This is a genomic window from Lysinibacillus sp. NPDC093190, from assembly GCF_050280425.1.
GTDB lineage: Bacteria > Bacillota > Bacilli > Bacillales_A > Planococcaceae > Lysinibacillus.
Genome location: NZ_JBNNVG010000004.1, coordinates 1 through 19,849 on the forward strand (window position 1 = coordinate 1; position 19,849 = coordinate 19,849).

At 37.7% G+C, this 19,849-nt stretch carries 19 protein-coding genes, 1 pseudogene and 1 riboswitch; of the genes and pseudogenes, 15 read left to right on the top strand and 5 right to left on the bottom strand.

Annotation, left to right across the window (positions count from 1 at the left end; translation table 11 throughout):
- Positions 1-250 precede the first annotated feature (250 nt).
- The 9 genes from ACQKOF_RS04675 to ACQKOF_RS04715 all read left to right on the top strand — a co-directional run bounded on the left by ACQKOF_RS04675 (position 251) and on the right by ACQKOF_RS04715 (position 9,068).
- Positions 251-1,492, top strand: coding sequence for a substrate-binding domain-containing protein (locus ACQKOF_RS04675; protein ID WP_427554167.1), 1,242 nt, complete (start codon positions 251-253; stop codon positions 1,490-1,492).
- Positions 1,493-1,582: 90 nt separating this feature from the next.
- Entirely contained in the window at positions 1,583-2,359 is a 777-nt protein-coding gene (locus ACQKOF_RS04680) for an ABC transporter ATP-binding protein (RefSeq protein ID WP_427554169.1), read from the top strand.
- The gene (locus ACQKOF_RS04685) at positions 2,334-3,041 is read left to right on the top strand and encodes an ABC transporter ATP-binding protein (RefSeq protein WP_427554171.1); all 708 of its coding nucleotides are present in this window, start codon (positions 2,334-2,336) and stop codon (positions 3,039-3,041) included. Before ACQKOF_RS04680 ends, ACQKOF_RS04685 begins: the two co-directional genes overlap by 26 nt.
- Before the next feature lie 15 nt (positions 3,042-3,056).
- Positions 3,057-3,929 carry a branched-chain amino acid ABC transporter permease gene (locus ACQKOF_RS04690; RefSeq protein ID WP_427554173.1) on the top strand — a complete coding sequence of 291 codons (873 nt, stop codon included), beginning with the start codon at positions 3,057-3,059 and terminating at the stop codon, positions 3,927-3,929.
- Positions 3,930-3,931: 2 nt separating this feature from the next.
- The gene (locus ACQKOF_RS04695; protein WP_427554492.1) at positions 3,932-4,945 is read left to right on the top strand and encodes a branched-chain amino acid ABC transporter permease; all 1,014 of its coding nucleotides are present in this window, start codon (positions 3,932-3,934) and stop codon (positions 4,943-4,945) included.
- A complete protein-coding gene (locus tag ACQKOF_RS04700) occupies positions 4,942-5,946 on the top strand; it encodes a 3-oxoacyl-ACP synthase (protein WP_427554175.1) in 1,005 nt (334 codons plus the stop codon). Before ACQKOF_RS04695 ends, ACQKOF_RS04700 begins: the two co-directional genes overlap by 4 nt.
- A gap of 12 nt (positions 5,947-5,958) precedes the next feature.
- On the top strand, positions 5,959-6,870 hold the full coding sequence (locus ACQKOF_RS04705) for an alpha/beta fold hydrolase (protein ID WP_427554177.1): 912 nt from the start codon (positions 5,959-5,961) through the stop codon (positions 6,868-6,870).
- The gene (gene fabG / locus ACQKOF_RS04710; protein WP_370044167.1) at positions 6,854-7,585 is read left to right on the top strand and encodes a 3-oxoacyl-ACP reductase FabG; all 732 of its coding nucleotides are present in this window, start codon (positions 6,854-6,856) and stop codon (positions 7,583-7,585) included. The genes ACQKOF_RS04705 and fabG overlap by 17 nt, the downstream gene beginning before the upstream one ends.
- 16 nt (positions 7,586-7,601) lie before the next feature.
- Positions 7,602-9,068 (top strand): class I adenylate-forming enzyme family protein, encoded by a 1,467-nt coding sequence (locus tag ACQKOF_RS04715; RefSeq protein ID WP_427554179.1) that lies wholly within the window; start codon positions 7,602-7,604, stop codon positions 9,066-9,068.
- Positions 9,069-9,186: 118 nt separating this feature from the next.
- Here the strand turns inward: ACQKOF_RS04715 and ACQKOF_RS04720 are convergent, their stop codons facing one another.
- Both ACQKOF_RS04720 and ACQKOF_RS04725 read right to left on the bottom strand, forming a co-directional pair.
- Entirely contained in the window at positions 9,187-10,044 is an 858-nt protein-coding gene (locus ACQKOF_RS04720) for an MBL fold metallo-hydrolase (RefSeq protein WP_427554181.1), read from the bottom strand.
- 19 nt (positions 10,045-10,063) lie between these two features.
- Positions 10,064-10,498, bottom strand: a complete 435-nt coding sequence (locus tag ACQKOF_RS04725) for a MarR family winged helix-turn-helix transcriptional regulator (RefSeq protein ID WP_427554183.1) — start codon at positions 10,496-10,498, stop codon at positions 10,064-10,066.
- Between the two features lie 383 nt (positions 10,499-10,881).
- On the opposite strand from ACQKOF_RS04725, the gene ACQKOF_RS04730 reads away from it, so the two are divergent.
- From ACQKOF_RS04730 to panF, 4 genes are all read left to right on the top strand, one after another.
- A complete protein-coding gene (locus ACQKOF_RS04730; RefSeq protein WP_427554185.1) occupies positions 10,882-12,468 on the top strand; it encodes a methyl-accepting chemotaxis protein in 1,587 nt (528 codons plus the stop codon).
- Between the two features lie 217 nt (positions 12,469-12,685).
- On the top strand, positions 12,686-13,390 hold the full coding sequence (locus ACQKOF_RS04735) for a sugar nucleotide-binding protein (protein WP_427554187.1): 705 nt from the start codon (positions 12,686-12,688) through the stop codon (positions 13,388-13,390).
- A 481-nt stretch (positions 13,391-13,871) separates the two neighbouring features.
- Positions 13,872-14,135, top strand: coding sequence for a YhdT family protein (locus ACQKOF_RS04740; protein WP_370076560.1), 264 nt, complete (start codon positions 13,872-13,874; stop codon positions 14,133-14,135).
- Positions 14,135-15,622, top strand: a complete 1,488-nt coding sequence (panF, locus tag ACQKOF_RS04745; protein ID WP_427554189.1) for a sodium/pantothenate symporter — start codon at positions 14,135-14,137, stop codon at positions 15,620-15,622. Before ACQKOF_RS04740 ends, panF begins: the two co-directional genes overlap by 1 nt.
- A gap of 233 nt (positions 15,623-15,855) precedes the next feature.
- Here panF and ACQKOF_RS04750 read toward each other — a convergent pair whose 3' ends face one another.
- Positions 15,856-16,638 carry a TSUP family transporter gene (locus ACQKOF_RS04750; protein WP_427554191.1) on the bottom strand — a complete coding sequence of 261 codons (783 nt, stop codon included), beginning with the start codon at positions 16,636-16,638 and terminating at the stop codon, positions 15,856-15,858.
- Positions 16,639-16,763: 125 nt separating this feature from the next.
- On the opposite strand from ACQKOF_RS04750, the gene ACQKOF_RS04755 reads away from it, so the two are divergent.
- On the top strand, positions 16,764-17,546 hold the full coding sequence (locus ACQKOF_RS04755) for a TrmB family transcriptional regulator (protein WP_427554193.1): 783 nt from the start codon (positions 16,764-16,766) through the stop codon (positions 17,544-17,546).
- A 72-nt stretch (positions 17,547-17,618) separates the two neighbouring features.
- Here ACQKOF_RS04755 and ACQKOF_RS04760 read toward each other — a convergent pair whose 3' ends face one another.
- Positions 17,619-17,990 carry a nucleotide excision repair endonuclease gene (locus ACQKOF_RS04760; protein WP_370044156.1) on the bottom strand — a complete coding sequence of 124 codons (372 nt, stop codon included), beginning with the start codon at positions 17,988-17,990 and terminating at the stop codon, positions 17,619-17,621.
- Positions 17,991-18,184: 194 nt separating this feature from the next.
- Positions 18,185-18,295: riboswitch (SAM riboswitch) on the top strand.
- Positions 18,296-18,453: 158 nt separating this feature from the next.
- On the opposite strand from ACQKOF_RS04760, the gene metA reads away from it, so the two are divergent.
- Positions 18,454-19,389 carry a homoserine O-acetyltransferase MetA gene (metA, locus tag ACQKOF_RS04765; protein WP_427554195.1) on the top strand — a complete coding sequence of 312 codons (936 nt, stop codon included), beginning with the start codon at positions 18,454-18,456 and terminating at the stop codon, positions 19,387-19,389.
- Positions 19,390-19,461: 72 nt separating this feature from the next.
- Here metA and ACQKOF_RS04770 read toward each other — a convergent pair.
- Positions 19,462-19,849, bottom strand: a pseudogene (locus ACQKOF_RS04770) (hypothetical protein); the annotation flags it as partial.

A 19,849-nucleotide genomic window follows, 5' to 3' on the forward strand; every position in this document is an offset into this window, starting at 1 on the left:
GGATATTAAAGCTACTAAACGAAAATGAATAAAGAATAGAGACAGAAATAAGGCACTTCCTGTTCAAAATCGAACAAGAAGTGCCTTATTTTTATATGAGAAAGGTTCGCTTTTATGAAAACGTAAGTTTTTCAGTGCCCTCCCTAAAGGGAAGCTCATTTTTTGTAACTAATTTGTAACTGGAGTTTTATATAGTGGTTATAGCAACGAAAGCGCTTTCTTTTTAACTTATTATGAAAGGGGTTATGGGATGAAGAAGCATTGTTTATTTGTGCTTTTATTGATGCTGACGATGTTGATGGTAGCTTGTAATTCAGATGGGACGAAGGATAGTTCAACAGATGGTAAGACTTCGGAGGATGATTCAAAGGGGACTGCTGAGGAAGGGGGCACTATTAAAATTGGTGTGCTTGCGTCATTGACGGGTGCTCTTGAGTCGTACGGGAAACAAACACAGCGTGGCTTTGATTTAGGGATTGAGTATGCTACAGGCGGTACGATGGAGGTTAATGGTAAGAAAATAGAAATTGTCTATGAAGATACAGAAACAAAGCCTGAGGTTGCGGTACAAAAAGCGACAAAGCTATTAGAAGATGACAAGGTTGATTTCTTAGTAGGCTCCTCTAGCTCAGGTGATACGCTTGCTGTTCTGCCACTTGCGGAAGAATACCAAAAGATTATGGTGGTGGAGCCTGCGGTAGCGGATAGCATTACTGGCTCAGAATTTAATAAATATATTTTCCGTACAGGTCGAAATTCTTCTCAGGATGCTTATGCAGCAGCGGCAGCGATAGCAGGAAAGGGTGTTAAGATTGCAACGTTTGCGCCGGACTATTCTTTTGGCTTGGATGGGGTGAAGGCGTTTAAGACAGCTGCGGAAAAGTTAGGCGCAGAAATTGTTTTAGAGGAATATGCAGATCCAGCAGCAACTGATTTTACGTCCAATTTGCAAAAAGTAATTGCTGCAAAACCAGATTATCTATTTGTTGTCTGGGCTGGAGCAAACTCACCGTGGAATCAAATTGCAGATTTAAAAATTCAAGAAAAGGGCATTAAAATTTCAACGGGAGCACCAGATATTATTGCATTAAAATTTATGAATCCGTTAATTGGTATGGAAGGATTCTCTGTTTATTATCATACGTTACCACAAAATGATGTGAATAAATGGTTAGTTGAGGAACATCAAAAACGCTTCAATGAAGTTCCGGATTTATTTACGCCAGGAGGCATGTCTGCAGCCATATCTATTGTTGATGCTCTGAAAAAATCAAATGACGATACAGATGCGGAAAAACTTATCGGCATTATGGAAGGGATGTCATTTGAAACACCAAAAGGAACGATGATTTTCCGAAAAGAAGACCATCAAGCATTACAGTCGATGTATTCTATCCGTTTAGAAAAACAAGATGGTGTAGATTATCCAGTACCAGTGCTAATTCGTGAGCTGAGCCCTGAAGAAACAGCACCTCCGATCATGAATAAGTGAAGTTGGAGACAGATATTATTCTGTCTCTCTTCACCCACTTTCATATGAGAATGGGTGAAGAGAGATAGAAGTACTAGAAAGGAGAATACGATGGAACCCATTTTACGAACAGAAAACTTAACTATTTGTTTTGGCGGACACACAGCTGTCGACCATGTGAATTTTAATATGCCGGAAAAGCATTTGAAATCAATTATTGGACCAAATGGAGCTGGAAAAACCACCTTCTTTAATTTGCTTAGTGGAGAGTTAAAACCGACTGCCGGGGATGTTTATTTTAAGGGACAGTCACTTGCGCAAAAATCAGCTATTGAAAGAACTCGAATGGGTCTAGGGCGCTCTTTTCAAATTACGAATGTTTTTCCGAACTTAACAGTTTTGGAAAATGTCCGTTTGGCTGTGCAATCCAAGGAGAAAGTTCGTTACCAATTATTTCGCCATTACAAAAGTTATAAGGCGATTACAGAAAAAGCGGAGGAGCTATTAACACTTGTATTGCTTGACAATAAAAGAGATGCTCTTACGACAATGCTATCCCATGGGGAAAAGAGAAAGCTTGAGATTGCAATGCTGTTAGCACTTGATACGGAAATCCTTTTCCTTGATGAACCAACGGCAGGCATGTCCTTAGAGGAGGTACCAACGATTTTGGAAGTTATTCGCACCATTAAAAATCAGGGCGATAAAACCATTCTGCTCATTGAGCACAAGATGGATATGATTCTAGATTTGTCGGACTCGATTATGGTGCTATTTAACGGCCAACTTCTTGCGGATGGAACACCAGGGGACATCATGAAAAATGAAACCGTACAAAATGCATATTTAGGAGGTCTGTACGATGAACACCTTACTGAAATTAAATGATGTCCACACATATATCGGTCAATACCATATTTTGCAGGGAGTCAATTTTGAGGCCATGGAGGGGCAAGTAAGTGTACTGCTTGGTAGAAATGGAGCAGGCAAAACGACCACTTTAAAAACGATTATGGGGTTAACGCCTGCTTCAAAAGGAGAGGTAGAATTTCGCACACATTCTATTAAAAAAAGCCCAACCTATAAAGTTGCAAAATTAGGAATAGGCTATGTACCTGAAAATCAAGGGATTTTTGCAGATTTAACGGTAGAGGAAAATATGAAAGTGGCTATGCGTAAAGAAGATACAGCTACTTTCGAGCGACAAAATTATGTGCTGGAGCTGTTTCCGGATTTAAAGAAGTTTTGGAAGAAGGCTGGTGGACATCTTTCGGGTGGTCAAAAACAAATGCTGTCCATGGCAAGGGCATTTATCAATGATAGTGAATTAATGTTGATTGATGAGCCTTCTAAAGGACTGGCGCCCATAGTGGTAGAGAAAGTAATGGAGGCCATCGTTGAAATGAAAAAGCAAACGTCCATCGTACTTGTAGAGCAAAATTTTATGATGGCGAGCCGAATTGGTGATACGTATACATTGATTGATGATGGCAGAACAGTTCACTCGGGCAACATGCAAGATCTTATCCATCATGAAGAACTAAAAAGAAAATATCTTGGAATCGGATAAAGGTGGTGTATTTGATTGGAGCTTTTCGTCAATTTAGTCATTAATGGCCTGGCTACTGGCATGTTAATTTTTTTACTAGCGGCGGGTCTGACGTTAATTTTTGGATTAATGGATGTTTTGAACTTTGCTCATGGCGGTTTATTTGTTTGGGGGGCTTATGCTGGGATCTTTACGTATATGTTTACAGAGAGCTTTCTCATTGGCGTTGTAGGTGCCGTCGTAACAGGAGCTTTATTGGGACTTATTACAGAAAAATTAATTATCACACCTGTATACGGCAATCATATTCAGCAAATTTTAATTACATTAGGGCTGATGCTTGTGCTACAGGAGTTGATCAAAGTTGTTTTTGGTCCAAATGGTGTAGCAGTGAAAACACCGAGCTACTTAACAGGCAGCTGGGAAATTGGAGACGTTATTATCATAAAATATCGATTATTTATTATTGTTGTAGGTTTTATTATTTTCGCTATTTTCCAATACATGCTAAAGAAAACGAAGATTGGACTAATCGTTCGGGCAGGTGTACAAGATAAAGAAATGGCACAGGCACTTGGCATTCATATAAAGCGGGTATTTTTATATGTTTTCATGGTTGGTGCGGCACTAGCAGCACTTAGTGGCATGTTAATGGCTCCGTATTCAGGTGTCATCTATGCGGAAATGGGCATGGAGTATGCAATTTTAGGCTTTATCGTTGTCGTAATCGGAGGAATGGGCAGTTTTTCGGGCTCGCTATTGGCAGCCATATTAGTCGGTTTAGCAGGTAGCTTTATGGCTTATTATGTGCCAGTGCTATCGCTTGCGGTCAATATGATTTTAATGGCCATCGTCTTAATTTTCCGTCCACAAGGCTTATTTGCTATGAGAAAGGAGAGATCAACATGAAAATGAGGCTTTCATTGCAGCATCTATGCTTTTTTCTCATGTTAGCTATTTTAGTGCTGCTCCCTTTCGTCAATGATTCAAGGACGCTCATTATTTTATTAACGCAAATCTTTATTTTCGGTATTTTAGCGATGAGCTATGACATTCTCCTTGGCTATACAGGTATTGTGTCGTTCGGGCATGCTATGTTTTTTGGTTTAGGTGCCTACACAACGGCAGTCATGCTGAAACAACTGGAGCCAACACTTTCAACATTTTTATTATCGATCATAGTCGGCATGTTGCTAGCCGGGTTCATTAGCTTCTTAGTAGGATTACTGACACTTCGATTAAAAAGTCATTTCTTTGCGATGCTGACATTATCTTTTTCGGGACTATTTTTAGTAGTGGCAGAAAAATGGCGTTCTGTTACATACGGAAATGATGGTTTTACGTTTAGAGCACCAGAAATGTTTAGAGATCGAATGACGTTTTATTTCTTTGTACTGGCATGCTTAGTCGTTATTTTTATTGTCCTATATCGTTTCGTTAACTCGCCAACTGGTCGGATTTTAATTGCTGTTCGGGAAAATGAACAACGAACAAAATCATTAGGCTATAACACCTTGTACTATAAAGTGATTGCATCCGTTGTTGCAGGAACCGTTGCAAGCTTAGCAGGCTCCTTATATGCTGTGTCACTCCGTTTTGTCAATACGAGTGTGATGACGATGGACATTACGCTAGATGCATTATTAATGACGATTATTGGCGGTGTTGGCACACTAGTTGGACCATTACTAGGATCGGCTGTTATTGAATATGCACAGCATGCACTTTCAGGGTTAGCTCGTGATTATCCAATATTTGAACGTTGGATTATCTTCTTTGGAATTCTTTATATTTTAGCAGTTATCTTTTTCCCAAAAGGAATTATTGGATCACTGCGCATGATGTTTTGGAAATGGCGATTAAAGCACAAGGAAAAAGACCAATCATCGGTTACCCTGCCACAGGAAAAGGAGCGATTTGAATGACTGTAGGCATTGTAAGTACAGGAATCTATATTCCACAAACGAAAATGACAGCTAAAGAAATTGCGGCGCTTTCCAATATTCCAGAGGATATTATTCGACAAAAAATGGGTATCTATGAAAAACCTATTCCTGGTGAGCATGATCATACGGTTCAAATGGGGATATGGGCAGCACAGGATGCTATACGCAAGGCTAATATCGATCCGAAGGACATTGATGTTGTGATTTATATAGGAGAGGAGCATAAGGAGTATCCCTTATGGACTGCCTCTATAAAAATGCAGGAGGAGCTAGGGACCGTAAATGCTTGGGCATTCGATGTGCAGTTAAGATGTGGCACGACCATTATGGCATTAAAAATAGCGAAAAGTTTAATGGCGTCGGATGATTCAATTCTTACTATACTCCTTGCTGGTGGCTATCGAAACGTTGATTTTATCGATTACAGCAATCCTCGAACACGCTTTATGTATAATTTAGCAGCTGGTGGTGGCGCTATCCTTTTACAAAAAGACTATGACAAGAATCATTTATTAGAGGCAGATATTATGACGGATGGTTCGTTCTCAGAGGATGTAGTCGTGCCTGTTGGTGGTACAAAAAAACCTTTGACGCCTGATGCTTTAGAGAATAATTTGTATCAGCTCGATGTGATAGATCCAATTGGGATGAAGGAGCGTTTAGAACAAAAATCTTTAAGCAATTTTTTGAAGGTAATTCGAACATCCTTGGCGAAAAGTGGTTTAAATGAGGGGAGTATTGGCTATTTAGCAATGCTTCACATGAAAAGGTCTGCTCATGATTATATTTTATCTGAACTAGGGTTAGGGCAGGAGCAGTCCATATATTTACAAGAGTATGGTCATATCGGACAGATTGACCAAATCGTATCATTGCAGCTTGCGTTAGAAGAAGGCCGTATCCGCGATGGAGACATCGTCACACTTGTTAGTGCAGGGATTGGCTATGTATGGGGAGCTATTACGATTCGATGGGGATAAGGGGGAAATACGATGTTAAAAACTGTTCAGCTATCAAATGGAGAAACGATTGCGTATCGTAAGCGCCAAGGGGGAGAACGTGTTTTATTACTTATTCATGGAAATATGACATCCTCCAAGCATTGGGACGTTCTAATCGATGAATTAGATGAAAAATATACAATTTATGCGATGGATTTACGGGGCTTTGGTAGTTCATCTTATCATAAACCGATTTCCGCGATTAAAGATTTTAGCGATGACGTGAAGCTTTTTGTGGACGCCATTCAATTAAAACAGTTTGACATGATTGGCTGGTCTACGGGCGGAGCAGTATGTATGCAGTTTGTCGCTCTTTATCCCGGCTATTGTCAGCAGCTTATTTTACTAGCCTCGGCATCTACGCGAGGCTATCCATTTTACACGGATTTAGGTACTGGCAATCAAGCAGCATTAAAGAGGGCATTTACCTATGAAGAAGTACTCGTCGATACATCTAAAACAAAATTAGTACAAGGCTTCTATGATTCGAAAAATGTGCAAGGCTTACAATCGGTTTGGAACGCACTTATTTACACCCATAAGCAGCCTAGCTCGGAACACTATCAGACATATGTGGAGGATATGCTGACGCAAAGAAATCTCGCTGAAGTTTATCATGCATTAAATGTCTTTAATATAAGTGCTGTTGATCATGAGGTCACAAAAGGCACTCATGAGGTACAACAGATTACCATTCCAGTTTTAGTGTTAAGAGGGGATCGTGATTACGTTATAACAGAAGGAATGAATGATGAAACAATGCTCGATTTAGGTGCAAATGCACAATTTGTCAGTTTAAAAGACTGTGGTCACTCTCCATTAATTGATGATTTACCACAGCTTACTTCTGAAATTGAAACGTTTTTAGAAATAGGAGGAAAAAAGTATGCGTTTAAACAATAAAGTTGCCATTATTACAGGAGCTGCGAACGGGATTGGCTATGCGGCTGCTGAACGATTTATTGAAGAGGGTGCCTTCGTTGTCATTGCAGATTTTAATGAGGATGCTGGTGTGTCAGCTGCTCAGCATTTAGGGGATCAAGCATTATTTGTGCAAGTAGACGTTGCAGATAGAGAGAGCGTTAAGAACTTAGTGGCAACAGTCATAGAGCAAATGGGCCGTGTCGATATTTTAGTGAACAATGCAGGTATTACACGTGATGCAATGTTAACAAAAATGACAGAAGATCAGTTTCACCAAGTGCTTGATGTGAATTTGACTGGCGTTTTTCATTGTACGCAAGAGGTCATTCCACATATGATTGCTGCCGGTGGTGGCAAAATTATTAATACATCTTCAGTTAGTGGTGTCTATGGCAATGTCGGCCAAACGAATTACGCTGCCACTAAGGCTGCTATCGTCGGTATGACAAAAACTTGGGCGAAGGAATTAGGGCGCAAGGGTATCAATGTTAATGCGGTGGCACCTGGCTTTACAGAAACTGACATGGTAAAGAAAATGCCAGAAAATGTGCTAGCACAAATGCGTTCCATCGTGCCACTGCAAAGATTAGGAACACCTAGAGATATTGCCAATGCCTATTTATTTTTAGCATCTGATGAGGCTTCCTATGTCCACGGTCACACACTTCATGTGGATGGAGCAATTATGATGTGATAAGGAGGCTTTCAAGATGTTTGTAGAGCAATCCTGGATTTTAAAACGTGCATCGCTAACACCTAAACGTCTAGCATTGGTGAACCTAGAAACAAAGGAGCAGTGGACTTATCAGCAGTTAACAGAGGAAATTGCAAAATGGAGTCATTTTTTTGAGCGCCAAAACTTGCAGGCAGGGAGTCGTATAGCCGTATTTGCGAAAAATCACATCCAGCTTTTTGCTGTCTTATTCGCCTGTGGATTAAGAGGCCTTATCTATGTGCCATTGAATTGGCGTATGAGTACGAAGGAATTACATGATATTTTGACGGATGCTAGGCCTTCTTTACTGCTATACGATGAAGAAATGAATTGTCCTTTATCATTCGAAAATATGCATTCTCTTCGTTTAGCTAATGAAGGAGCAGTTCTCAGCATTCGAGCAGTAGACCTTAATGATCCTTGGTTAATGATTTATACAGGGGGCACAACTGGAAAGCCAAAGGGTGTTGTACTATCCTTTAATTCTGTGAATTGGAATGCTATTAATACAATTATTAGCTGGGGCTTGAGTGATAGTGATTGTACGTTAAATTATATGCCGTTGTTTCATACAGGAGGTTTGAATGCCTTATGTATACCGCTGCTAATGGCTGGCGGTACAGTTGTTATTGGTGATAAGTTTGAGGCGGAAAACGCTCTTCAGGCGATTAATCAGTATAAGACAACGATTTCGCTTTTTGTGCCAACAATGTACCAAGCGATGATTGCGACGAATTACTTTCAGAAGAGTAGCTTTCCTTCAATGAAAGTATTTTTATCAGGGGGAGCACCATGCCCGTATCCAATATATGATGCGTTTTTTAAGAAGGGGCTATTTTTTAAAGAGGGCTATGGTTTAACAGAAGCGGGGCCAAATAATTTTTATATTTCTCGAGAGGCAGCCTATTTGAAAAAAGGTGCCGTGGGGAAGAGCATGCAATTCAATGAAGCTAAAATTATCAATAGTGCAGGAGAAAGCTGTGAGCCAAACGAAGTGGGAGAGCTATTAGTTAGAGGAAAGCATATGTTTCGGTTTTACTGGAATAATCAGGAGGAGACTGAAAAAATCATTCATGAAGGTTGGTTGAAAACCGGCGATTTAGCCCTGATTGATGAGGATGGTGACTTTTATATTGTTGGTCGCAGTAAAGAGATGATTATTTCTGGTGGAGAAAATGTTTATCCGCAGGAAGTAGAGCAATGTATTTTGCGCCATCAACTAGTGCAAGAGGTTGCGGTGATTGGAGTGGCTGATGACTATTGGGGAGAAATCGTGGCAGCAGTTATCGTTTGTCAGGATAAGCAAGATACTCTATTAGAAGAAATCAAAGAAATCTGTAGCAAGTATCTAGGTCGCTACAAAATTCCCAAAAAGATTATGTTCATCGATGAATTGCCAAAAACAAGTGTTGGAAAGATTGATAAAAAAGCATTGCAAATGTATGCGAAAGCCGCGAATTAAGCCGTTTCGCCCTGACATAATGATAGCTGCCGCTTCAGAAAATGAAGAAAAAAACGCTTGGATATCCAGGCGTTTTTTGGTTCTATAACGGAACTACATACCACTTAACAACTTTATATTAGTCAACTGATAATCCGTTAATAAAACAATATACTAATTCTTCTTCTAACTGACTTAATTTACGATTTAATTGAGTAGATAGCTCATTAACCAAATTTAAGTGGTTTCTTTGATGTTTTTCTGTTAAATCACAAATTAACTTCAATAACATTATATACCCCATAAAATCCTCTTTAGATAATGGAGATTCATGCGAAAGCACATAGATTTCGGCATCGAACATTTTGATATTTTCCAAGAGATGTCTAACATTCTCAATTTTATATTGTGGTTGATGTGTGTATATACTTGGATATAAGCAGTCTCCTAAGAAAAGTACTTTTTCTTCCTCTACAAAAATGAGTGATGAGTCATCAGAATGATCTCCACCTACATGTTTGACAACACACCGAATACCGCCTAAATCAATCTCATATTTATCTTTAAAAGTAATATTAGGTAAAGTGATGGTGATATTTCTGTCTTCTCCAAATTCTTTTTTAATCATGTCGGAGCAAAACTGATTCTCTTGGCCTTTTTCTACACGAGTATCTAAAGCTTCATCTGACCACTCATATTTCTTAATTTTTTCAAGATGTATTTTTGTGTTTTCATGTGCTATGGTTAATAGGTTCATCTGATTTATTCCAAAGCTATGATCCCAATGCCAATGTGTTAATACTACTGAATGATAATTCGTAATTTGATATTGATCTAGCTCACCAAGAAATAAATTTGCATGTTTATCAGAATTTCCTCCATCTACAAGTAAAGTTTGATGATCTCCACATATGGCAGACAATATTGGTCGATCTGTTTTAGGATCATGTGGTAAATAATATATATGATTGGTTAGTTTTTTCAAATTTTTCTCCATTATCTTAACTCCCTTTGTTTTAATTAGTTCCGACAATCTTATTTAATGTATCCAGAACATTTTTTAACTCTGTTAAGCTAACTTTCGAATAATATTTTTCCACAAGAATGGCGTCTATTTTATTTAGAAGCTGATGAAACTCTTGGCCTCTAGCCCCAAGATAAATAAAGGTCTCTCTGCGGTTTATTGAATTCTCTTGACGATAGATCATTTTCATTTCTTCTAGCTTTGAAATTACTTGGCTAACCGCACTTTTTGAAATACCAAAATGATTTGCAACATCATTCGCAATTACGGGCTCATTGCGAATGATATAAAACATTATAATTTCTTGTTGAGGAGTCAAGTGAAAGTTCTCTAATTGCTCAACCTCTTTGGTTTCTTGTAATACTAACAACTTGAACTGCTCAAATCTTTGATTGATTTTGTCTATAATTATTAAATAATCGTGCATAGATTTATCATCCCCAATGCATCTTTAGTTAAGTTCAGTTTACTTAACTATTGTTATTTTGTCAATTATTGTATTTTATTCTTTAGGATGGAAATTACTCTTTTCCCATAGAAATTGTTTTTTTATAGCCACTGCATATTAACAGCCCATTTATATTAAAAATGTTAATTTATTGATAATGTATTGAAACTATTTATAGAATAATGTTTAATTAACTTGGCTTACATTTTATACATAATATTCCTAATAAATATGAAAAAGGAGAGATGAATTTATTGCGCACTTTTAAAATAAGTACAAAATTTAATTTGCTTTTAATTGGAGTCATCATATTTTTAAGCATTATGATTGGATTTGTATCTCAAATACAGGTGAAACAAATTATGCGTAACAATTTTGAGCAGAGCATAACCCATATTTCAAAGGTCGGTTATAAGCTGCTAGAGGAACGATTTAAGGGAGATTGGGCTATAAAAGATGGGGATCTTTATAAAGGGGATACAAAAATCGTTAATCAGGAAGCCTTTGTTGATGAGGTAGGTGAAAGCATCGATGGTGGTGTAACCATTTTCCAAGGGTCAAAAGGACTGATCACCAATCTAAATCTAAATGGAGAACGTTTAGTTGGCAAAGATGCGGATCCAATAGTCGTTGAAAGTGTAATGAATAAAGGGGAAACCTTCATAGGTGAAGCAGATGTAGTAGGAACGAAATATTTAACACTCTATGCACCCATTAAAGATGCAAATGGAGACATCATTGGGATGTGGTTTGTCGGTGAAACGATAGATGGGGTTAATGCTATTATTTTTGCATTTATCGGTAAGCTTCTCATTGTATTGTTCATCGGAGCTGTCATTGCTGTATTAGGCAGTTTCCTTTTCACAAGAGCATTTGTGAAACCGCTGCGTGAAATAAATAATCAACTACGAGACATTGCGGATGGAGAAGGAGATTTAACAAAACAGCTACAAATTAATTCCAAGGATGAAGCAGGTGAGCTTGCGCAATCCTTTAATAAAATGCTGACAAGCTTAAAAGTATTAATGCAACAAATAGCCCAATCCTCTAAACAGGTTGATTTATCGTCTGATGGCTTAACAACTAAATCGCAGCAAACGGCGGATATGACAAGACAGCTAACATCAACATTAGAAGATATAGCGGATGGTTCAAAAACTACATTACATAGCACAAGTGATAGCCTAACTGCCATGCAGGAAATGGCGGTTGGCATCCAACAAGTTGCTGAAACCGCTTCAACTGTGTCAGATGCTGCAGATTTAATGAGTGATGAGGCTACTCAAGGCAATGACTCTTTAAATCGTGTATTGAATCAAATGACAATTATTAATGAATCATCTGGCAATGTAGAGGCACAGGTCCGTATATTAGGTGATCAGTCACAGCAAATTGGTAATATCGTTGATGTGATTACAAGCATCGCCGATCAAACGAATTTGCTAGCTTTAAATGCAGCCATTGAAGCGGCTCGTGCTGGTGAGCAAGGCAAAGGCTTTGCTGTCGTTGCAGATGAGGTTCGCAAATTAGCTGAACAATCAAAGGAATCTGCCGATCAAATAGCATCACTCATTCATTCTATTCAAAATGATACGGCCAATGTAATTACGGCTATTTCTAGTAACTCGAAGGAAGCTGCAGCAGGTATGGATGTTGTTGATGATACAAAACTGGCTTTCCACAAGATCATGCAGTCGATTAAAGGGGTTAGTACACAGTTGCATGACATCTCTGCTGTAACGGAGCAAATGTCCGCAAGTGTTGAAGAAGTTACTGCCTCAACAGAAACAATGGCACGCATTGCAAGTAAGGCAACTGAAAGTACGGAGCATGTGACGTTAACAGCGAAGGAGCAATTAGCTTTCATAGAAAATATGGCTTCTTCAGCGAAAGAGATGGCACAACAGGCAGACGAGCTTCAAAGTTTACTAAAAAAATTCCAATATTGATGTTGTTGAAAAAACGCTTGATAGTCTAACGATTTAAGGTTCAAGAAAAGGAAAAATTAACTCCTCCTACTTAACAATTAGACGTTAAGGAGAAACAGTTTACACTAAACGATAGAATATACTAAACGAATACTCCTGAAAAAAGGAGTGTTTTTTAATAAATGGATTTTTATGTTAAAGTGGAGTGTAGGGAATATAAAATGGGGAGGAAACTGAGATGAACAAAATATTAATTCTTGGAGCAAGTGGTCTTATTGGTAAAGCCATAATCGAAGAATATAAAAATGATTTTGACCTGTATGGGACATATTCTTCTTCTATCACGAACCTACCTAGAGAAAAGCAATTTCAATTAGACATAACACAAATTGATAGATTCAAGAAAATGCTTAAAACAATCAATCCTGATATTGTCATATCTTGCTTAAGAGGAGATTTCAATCAACAATTGGAGTTCCATAAACAATTGGCGACAGAATTAAAGAATAGCAAAGGCATTTTGTATTATTTTTCTACTGCCAACGTATTCGATGGAGATTTTTCAAAACCCCATTTTGAATCAGATTCTTGCCTTGCAGAGTCAGACTACGGCAGTTTTAAAATTAAGTGTGAAAATACATTGCAACAAATAATAGGAGAACGTGCAATTATTATTAGAATCCCGGCTATTTGGGGTAAGAATTCCCCAAGAATGAACCTAATAAAGAAAGGTATTGAAGATAATCAAGTAATAGATGTTTACAGCAATTTGGAATGTAATAATTTATTAGACACGCAGTTAGCCAAACAATTAAAGTATATAATCGATAACAAACTTAAGGGGATATTCCATTTGGGCTCGATAGATACGATGACCCAAGCAACGTTTTTTGAAAGGCTGATAAATGGACTTTCAGACAAAAAAGGATATTTTACGGTTTAACTTATACGAGGAAACTGACAAGAAATTTTATTTCGCGCTGAAATCAAATCGTCAGGATATGCCAAATTTTCTCCAAAGCAAACGAAAGTATTATTTCAGTGTTGAGATGTTGTTAAATACAAATCTTGAGAAAATTTATCTTGATGACATCTATCTTAACTAGAACAACATAAACAGTAGTCATAAATAATAATCCATTGGCATAGTGACGTGACGCCGTTAGGCATGAGTTCTCTGTATCGGACTCATGCCTTTTAATTTTGGAGAACTACTCAGGTCCTAAATCAGGGCAATGAGAAATAATCTGAATGATGTCCCGAGTGAAAAGCGGTTTGGAAAAGAGGAGAGTCAGTTTTTTACAATCTTTTTTAACGATGACTTCTTATTTAATCAAATTTTCTTACTTGCATTTATTTTTTTCACAAAGGTTCCCATAATACAAACATATCAGTAAAATAGAGTAGGTTAGGGGGACTGTATTTTGAAAGATCAACGCTTTAAAATTGCGCATCGAGAGGCGCTTATCGGTATCGGGCTTGTTATCGTCAACTTTGCGATTTGGTTTGGCTTTGCCTATGGACTAGGCTCTGGTGATCCAACAAGCTATACGTATGTATTCGGTTTCCCTGCATGGTTTTTCTATAGCTGTATTGCAGGGACATGCTTTATGATTATTTTAATCTGGGTCGTCATGAAACTCTTTTTCAAAGAGGTACCATTTGACGATGAGGAGGTGGATCAATAATGCACTGGCAAGTTATTGTTCCACTGTTATTATTTTTAGTCATCATCTTTGGTATCGGGATCTGGTCAAATAAGTATATACGCTCTTCCGATTCATTTTTGCAGGAATACTTCCTTGGTGGTCGTGAAATGGGAGGCTTCATCCTTGCGATGACAATGATTGCTACGTATGGTAGTGCAAGTAGCTTTATTGGTGGTCCAGGCGTTGCTTATACGAAAGGGCTTGGCTGGGTATTATTGGCGATGGCGCAGCTTCCTGCAGGTTATTTTGTTTTAATGATTTTAGGGAAGAAATTTGCTATTATCGCAAGACGTTATCAAGCCATCACGTTAATAGACTTTTTACGTGAGCGCTATAAGAGTCATGCCATAGTCATCCTATCAGCCATTAGCATCATTATCTTTTTATTTTCTGCAATGATGGCACAATGGGTAGGTGGTGCTCGATTAATTGAATCATTAACGGGCTTAAACTACACAACTGCACTCTTTATTTTTGCGATTTCCGTATTAGTTTATGTTATTATTGGGGGCTTCCGTGCGGTTGCATTGACGGATACGGTGCAAGGCTCGATTATGGTCATTGGAACAATTATTTTATTAATTGGGACAATCATCGCTGGTGGAGGAATCGATAATATTATGACCTCACTTGTCGCTGAGAATCCGAATCTTGTGTCTCCATTTGGAGCAGAAGGTGAATTAACGCCATTATACGTTTCTACATTTTGGATTTTGATAGGTGTTGGAGTTGTGGGGCTTCCGCAAATCGCTGTTCGTGCCATGAGCTATAAAGATTCAAAAAGCATGCATTTAGCCATTATCATTGGCACTATTGCCATAGGGACAATTATGTTTGGGATGCATCTAATTGGTGTTTTAGCACGTCCAGTAATACCAGGCATTGAGATTGGTGATAAAGTAATGCCGCTGCTGACGTTAAAGGTTTTGCCGCCATTTTTAGCTGGCATTGTTTTAGCAGCACCCATGGCAGCAACGATGTCTACAGTCAACGCGCTACTTATGCTTGTAAGCTCTACAGTAGTGAAAGATATTTACTTAAATTATATAAAACCAACAGCTAATGATACGGAAATTAAGCGTGCAAGCTTTATTGTCACAACAGTGATCGGTTTAGCCGTCGTCGTTTTTGCACTAAATCCACCAGATTTATTAGTATGGCTTAATTTATTCGCTTTTGGCGGACTTGAGGCAGTCTTTATTTGGACCGTCGTATTAGGTCTATATTGGAAAAAAGCCAATAAGTATGGTGCTATTGCGTCAATGATTTCAGGTATGATCCTTTATATTATCATAGATCGTTTTTATCCTTCTGTCTTTGGCATGCATACTGTGACAATTCCGATAGTCGCTTCATTATTGATATTTGTTATTGTTAGTTTATTAACGAGCCATAAATTTAAGGATGAAAAGTTGTTTAGTTTTTTTACTGTAGACAATAAGCAACGGATAGAATGTTCGAAATGATGGATAGACTGTCCAAAATCGTGGATAGAAAGTTCAAAGTGACGGAAAGACCCTCTGAAGCGACGGATGAAACCTCCGAAGTGACGGAAAGAACCACTGTAACGACGGAAAGAACTTGAAGTGACGGAAAGCCTCTCCTGAGCGACGGAAAGAATCATTGAAGCGACGGAAAGCCTCTCCGAATTAAAGAAATAGAACGCCAAAGTTTGTCGACAAGCAAAGACGCCGTAGAGCTAGATATCTACGGCGTTTTTGATGTAATCATAAGCATTTTTAGTGAGCAATGTAATCGTTACGATAATAAACAATACGCGGACAAAACCGCTACCTTTTTTAATCGCAACACGCGAGCCTACCATTGCACCGGCAATTTGAGCTATACCCATCAGTAATCCATAAACATAATGAATCTGACCTAAGTAGGCGAACATTAAAAGACCAGCAAAATTACTTGCTAAGTTTAGAAATTTAGCATTTCCTGCAGCCTTTAAGAAATCGAAGCCGACTAATAAAAAGCTAAAAATTAAAAATGAGCCAGTTCCTGGACCAAGAAACCCATCATAAAACCCAATACTAAATAACAACAGCATGAATAAAACTAAGTGTGTAAACTTTAAATTTTTGACCGCAGCTACTGAACCCCAATCTTTTTTAAAGATTGTATAGATTGCAACAGCAGCAAGCATTAGGAGCATAAGTGGTTTTAGTAATTCAGGATTGATTAAATGTACAGTCCAAGCTCCGAAAAGTGATCCCACAAAGGCTAAAGGAAAGTATTTGATAACCGAACGAATTTCTAACTGACCGGAACGATAAAAGGAAATAGTTGATGTCAAAGATCCCATTGTACCGGCAAGTTTATTGGTCGCTACGGCTGCTGCTGGATTTAAACCAGCAAACATAAGGGCAGGTAATGCAATTAAGCCACCACCTCCAACGACCGCATCCACAAAGGCGGCTAAAAATCCAAAAGATATTAATAATATGACTACATTTAAATCTACATCAAATAGCATGTTTACACCTCTTTAGATAGTTACTACTGAAATAGTAACTAAATTTAACGTAACTGTAAAGACTATTTTTTTCGTTGGCTTATCTTCATAGCCTTAACTTATAATAGAGGAAATGGAGGGATTCGATGGAATTATTAATCGCCCAATTAAAAGAACTGGGATTCACAGAATATGAAGCAAAGGCCTATACTGCACTTGTCCAAAATAGTCATGTGAGTGCCTATCAAGTAAGTAAAAATTCCGGTATCCCACGTGCAAGAATATACGACATACTTGATGTACTCGTTGAAAAAGGGTTAGTACTAAAAGAAGAAACTGTCGATCAAACGACTTACTCTTCCATTCCTGTTGCTGTGTTTTTACAACAAATTCAGCAACGCTGGCAATCGAATTTTACGTCAATCAGTACTCAATTAGAAAAATTAGAAATAAAAGAGCAGGAAGCGGAGCATAAGGTTGTCACGCTAAAAGGAAAAGAGGCAATCGTCAATTACTGTCAGTCATTATTAAAAAAAGCGCAGAAAAAAGTACTATTATCGATGTGGGAAGATATGTATGAAGAATTGCTAGAAGATATACATGAGGTCGCGAAACATATCCCTGTTCATGGAATTACCTTGTATGTGGAGGACCATTTAGCTTCCATTGACCAACACCGTATCACTCGCTATACGAGGAATGCGTCTACACCTCATTGGTTTATTTTATCGATAGATGGCAAGCAAATGATTTATGGTCACTCACCGTCAAATCAAGAAACGGCTTTTATTACAAATGATCCTGTTCATATCTATTTATTAGAAGATTATATATGGCATGACGTGCTTGTCAATCGACTGTTAAAGCGCGATGATACGGAGCTTGAGGAATGGATTACTAAAGAACGTAAAGCCTTTTTCTTAGAATGAAAGTATTGAAAAAGAATCTGCTAGCCGTCATGTACATTACAGAGGGCAAGCAGATTCTTTTTTCTTTAAATATTAATAAAAAACTTTATCAACATTGTATTTAGCGCGGAATGAATTGATCGCGTATGTTTCGTAAATTTCACGTTCCATTGGATCTTCCACTTCATACACTTCAATTTTGAAAATTTCATTACGATGATTTTTCATCGGTGATACATTGTCCTCGAAATGCTTTTTAATACGTTGACGAATTTTACGTGCTTTACCGACAAATAATAGTTCGTTCTCTTCATTGTAGAATAAGAAAATACCACCGTTTTCACGTGTGATTTTATGGAAATCAATAAAACCATGGTACGGTGTGATTGGTACATCACCTGGCTTTAAATCTTGTTCGCGTTGGCGAATCACTAAATCTGGTTTTGGAAATTCAATTTTAATCAAACTATTCACGTTCCTCTCTGTTACTAAAGGTATATGTTAACATAAATACAGCATGTTTACCATCAAATCATAATGTAAACATTCAAGATTAGTGTTAAACAAATTACCTAATGACATGCATGATTAATAACAAAATATTCTATGTATTATTGATATTCTTAATTGTTCATGTTACAATTCTTTTTAATTAAATAATCTTATCATGAGAAGTTGAGGGATTTGGCCCGATGACGCTTCAGCAACCTCTAACAAAAGTTAGAAAGGTGCTAATTCCAGCAAAGGATTTGTCCTTTGAGAGATAAGAGTGAACGTGGAAAAATCCTTCTCATTCTATCTCACATGGAATGAGGGGGATTTTTTAATTTCATCGTTTGACATAATCAACTTTGCGCAGGGCCCGTGCATTGATACTAAAGCACTAAATGATTTTAACAGAGAGAAATTAAAGAGAGGGGAATGCAAGATGCCAATTAATATTCCGAAAAACTTACCAGCTGGAGAACATTTACGTGAGGAAAAAATATTCGTTATGGAAGAGGACAGAGCGAAAACTCAACAAATTCGTCCATTAAATATCTTAATTTTTAATTTAATGCCGGAAAAAGAAAAAACAGAGCTGCAATTACTACGTTTATTAGGTAATACACCGTTACAGGTGAATATTACATTTTTAAATACGGCAACACATGAATCGAAAAATGTTAGTAAATCACATTTGCAATTATTTTATACGACGTTTAATCAAATTCGTCATCGTCGCTATGATGGCATGATTATTACGGGTGCACCAGTAGAAAAAATGGCATTTGAAGAAGTGAACTACTGGCAGGAAATTTCAGAAATTATGGATTGGTCCAAAACAAACGTAACATCAGTCTTACATATATGTTGGGGTGCTCAGGCAGCGTTATACCATCATTACGGTATCGGTAAAATTGAGCTTCCTGCTAAATGCTCAGGTGTATACTCTCATGTCATTACGGATTTAACGGTGGATTTAGTACGTGGCTTTAGTGATTCATTTACGGCACCACATTCACGTTATACATCCGTATCAATTGATGAAGTACTTAACCATCCTGATTTACGATTACTATCTTATTCAGAAGATGCTGGTGTTTTCATTGTGCAATCAAAGGATAATAAAAACATTATGATTACTGGCCATCTTGAATATGATGCGACAACTTTAGCTGATGAGTATAGTCGTGATGTTGCGAAAGGATTAGATATTGAGGTACCAGTAAATTACTTCCCACATGATAATCCAGCAAATGAACCGATAAATACGTGGCGTGCCCATACACATTTATTATTCTCGAATTGGTTGAACTACTACGTATACCAAGAAACACCATACGAGTGGGATTTCGTTGATGAAATTGAATATCATATATAATGCTATTTAATAGCTATTAAAAATGATGACCTTTTTATTACAGGGTCATCATTTTTATACGCCACTATGCTATTAACTTTCTGGAGAATTTTTATTTTTATCACTGTTTGGGGTATTGCCGGTATCGCTATCATTCTGTGTAATATTGCTTGAAGCGTTATCACTTTTGCTCGGTGAAGGATTTTCGCTATTGCTGCTACTATCACTTTGAGTAGGAATAACGTTATTACTGCTACTTTCATTTTGAGTAGAATTATCGTTATTACAATTACTTTCGTTTTGTGTAGTATTACCGCCATTGCTGCTACTATTACTTTGAGTAGAATTACCGGCATTGTTGCTACTTTCATTTTGAGTAGAATTATCGTTATTAATATTACTTGCATTTTGAGTAGAATTACCGGCATTGCTACTACTATCACTTTGAGTAGAATTACCGGCATTGCTGCTACTCTCACTA

What these genes read in the sequence shown, in the direction of transcription:
- ACQKOF_RS04675 (WP_427554167.1), top strand. Translation starts at nt 251, where the DNA reads ATGAAGAAGCATTGTTTATTTGTGCTTTTATTGATGCTGACGATGTTG.
- ACQKOF_RS04680 (WP_427554169.1), top strand. Translation starts at nt 1,583, where the DNA reads ATGGAACCCATTTTACGAACAGAAAACTTAACTATTTGTTTTGGCGGA.
- ACQKOF_RS04685 (WP_427554171.1), top strand. Translation starts at nt 2,334, where the DNA reads ATGAACACCTTACTGAAATTAAATGATGTCCACACATATATCGGTCAA.
- ACQKOF_RS04695 (WP_427554492.1), top strand. Translation starts at nt 3,932, where the DNA reads ATGAGGCTTTCATTGCAGCATCTATGCTTTTTTCTCATGTTAGCTATT.
- ACQKOF_RS04700 (WP_427554175.1), top strand. Translation starts at nt 4,942, where the DNA reads ATGACTGTAGGCATTGTAAGTACAGGAATCTATATTCCACAAACGAAA.
- ACQKOF_RS04705 (WP_427554177.1), top strand. Translation starts at nt 5,959, where the DNA reads ATGTTAAAAACTGTTCAGCTATCAAATGGAGAAACGATTGCGTATCGT.
- fabG (WP_370044167.1), top strand. Translation starts at nt 6,854, where the DNA reads ATGCGTTTAAACAATAAAGTTGCCATTATTACAGGAGCTGCGAACGGG.
- ACQKOF_RS04715 (WP_427554179.1), top strand. Translation starts at nt 7,602, where the DNA reads ATGTTTGTAGAGCAATCCTGGATTTTAAAACGTGCATCGCTAACACCT.
- ACQKOF_RS04720 (WP_427554181.1), bottom strand. Translation starts at nt 10,044, where the DNA reads ATGGAGAAAAATTTGAAAAAACTAACCAATCATATATATTATTTACCA.
- ACQKOF_RS04725 (WP_427554183.1), bottom strand. Translation starts at nt 10,498, where the DNA reads ATGCACGATTATTTAATAATTATAGACAAAATCAATCAAAGATTTGAG.
- ACQKOF_RS04730 (WP_427554185.1), top strand. Translation starts at nt 10,882, where the DNA reads ATGCGTAACAATTTTGAGCAGAGCATAACCCATATTTCAAAGGTCGGT.
- ACQKOF_RS04735 (WP_427554187.1), top strand. Translation starts at nt 12,686, where the DNA reads ATGAACAAAATATTAATTCTTGGAGCAAGTGGTCTTATTGGTAAAGCC.
- panF (WP_427554189.1), top strand. Translation starts at nt 14,135, where the DNA reads ATGCACTGGCAAGTTATTGTTCCACTGTTATTATTTTTAGTCATCATC.
- ACQKOF_RS04750 (WP_427554191.1), bottom strand. Translation starts at nt 16,638, where the DNA reads ATGCTATTTGATGTAGATTTAAATGTAGTCATATTATTAATATCTTTT.
- ACQKOF_RS04755 (WP_427554193.1), top strand. Translation starts at nt 16,764, where the DNA reads ATGGAATTATTAATCGCCCAATTAAAAGAACTGGGATTCACAGAATAT.
- metA (WP_427554195.1), top strand. Translation starts at nt 18,454, where the DNA reads ATGCCAATTAATATTCCGAAAAACTTACCAGCTGGAGAACATTTACGT.